Here is a 1,813-nt window from a genome sequence, read left to right on the forward strand (position 1 = left end):
CTTGTTTAAAGAGGTTTTTTGTAAATCCTGTTTATAGTTTACAATCTTTTTGTAAACAAGCGCAGTAGCTTTTGATGAATAGCGCAGTAGCTTTTGATGAATAGGGCTGACGCTTTTATTGACAAGGTTTATTGCTTTTTATGTTTAAAGACTTTTTATAGGCATAGTCTGAATATGTTAAAGAGGTTTTTGTAAAATAAGCTCCGCAGTTATTTATGAATAACTCAACTCGTGATAATGCTATTTATGATAAGACAACTCATTTTTGTATAGACATATTCTGAATATGTTATAGCCTTTTTATCAAAAGCAGGCTATCTCCTTTTTGACCGGAACGGAAAATTATTAATCAGGGCTTGTATTTATTTGTAACGCACTGATTACCTCCTTTACATTTGATATCCTCAATTGAATACTTTCACGCATCCGATAATATTATATCCATCCTGAATAGGCACTGCGCCTACTGTTCGAGTATTATTTTTAGTAAATAATACTTTTGCATGTAAATCCATAAGGAAGAATCTATCCTTAGTTTGTGGAGCTTATAATTAATTTATAAGTTCTTGTATATGGCCTGTCTATGATTGTTGGATCTGACGATAAGAACAAGTCATAGTGAATAAGTATTTGTCTGATCAATGAGATAATTTCTATCTTTATAATTGATGAAACGATCAATTCTCTGTTTACCATTTGATATTCCTGGGAAATTCAGGTATCGGCTGGAATTTAGTATTTCAGTTATTGATAAGAGAGGAATCTATCATGCCTGATCTATATATCATATCAGGTTGTAATGGTTCAGGGAAGACAACTGCCAGTCATACTATTTTACCAGAAATTCTAAATTGTATGGAATTTGTGAATGCTGATAATATTGCCCATGGCCTATCTCCTTTTAATCCTGAAAGTGTAGCTCTTGAATCGGGAAGGATTATGCTTAAACGTATTCGTGAATTGATGGTTGCCCGGGTTGATTTTGCTTTTGAAACCACACTATCTACCCGAAGTTATGTTTCCCTGGTTAAACAGGCACAGCAAGCGGGTTATAAAGTTAGTCTTTTATATTTTTGGTTAGGTTCTCCGGAGCTGGCTATAGCACGTGTGGCGAAACGAGTAAGTAAAGGTGGTCATCATATTCCTGCTGATGTGATCAGACGCAGATATTACCGGGGCATTTATAATTTGTATAAACTCTATATGCCGGTATGTAATCAGTGGACACTTATAGCTAACATGGATCTGTCTCCTCAGGTGATCGCAAAATATGATAGTTCTGGAAAAATGATCCTTAACAGGGATACCTGGGATGCTATCATTCAGAAATTGGATGAAGAAATTATATAATCATTATGCGGATAGGTATTCAAAATCTTAAGAAATAGGTGTCATTCTATAATTATCAATACGCGCTATCTTTTTATTTCATGTTTTGATCAAAGTATTCTGATCTATTTTAAACGGCATTACCTTCATTTCAGGCATTGATCTTTTAATTTTTTCTTTGCTTACGCTTTTTAATTTGATAAATATGCTATTGTTGGACGTATGTGGAATAAACTGAAATGATGTCATCGGATTAATTAAGAGGGGAAATAGCTATAGTTTGTGTATGGTTTACACTATCTGTTAAAGTATTTCGTGTTGTAAATCATGCAGTTAGCGATTGTATACAATTATTAGTGTGCTATTGTTTGGTATCCGGGTTTATTTTCCTACTTTTGCATCCCGCTTCGGAGGAAGTGAAACAGAGAAAAGGATGAGTGCTGAGGATTGAAAGGATGTAAAGTAGAGGTTGTTGTTAAGCTTC

1 protein-coding gene is annotated in these 1,813 nt (G+C 34.2%); it reads left to right on the plus strand.

The window, feature by feature from the left end; genetic code table 11:
• The first annotated feature begins 768 nt into the window (after window positions 1-768).
• Window positions 769-1,350: an ATPase gene (locus ABIB30_RS27200; RefSeq protein ID WP_354306161.1), complete on the plus strand. Its 582-nt coding sequence runs from the start codon at window positions 769-771 to the stop codon at window positions 1,348-1,350.
• Window positions 1,351-1,813: the final 463 nt, after the last annotated feature.

It is taken from the genome of Pedobacter sp. UYP1 (genome assembly GCF_040547305.1).
Lineage (GTDB): Bacteria > Bacteroidota > Bacteroidia > Sphingobacteriales > Sphingobacteriaceae > Pedobacter.

Coding starts and splice junctions, on each gene's coding strand:
- ABIB30_RS27200 (WP_354306161.1), top strand. CDS start 769: ATGCCTGATCTATATATCATATCAGGTTGTAATGGTTCAGGGAAGACA.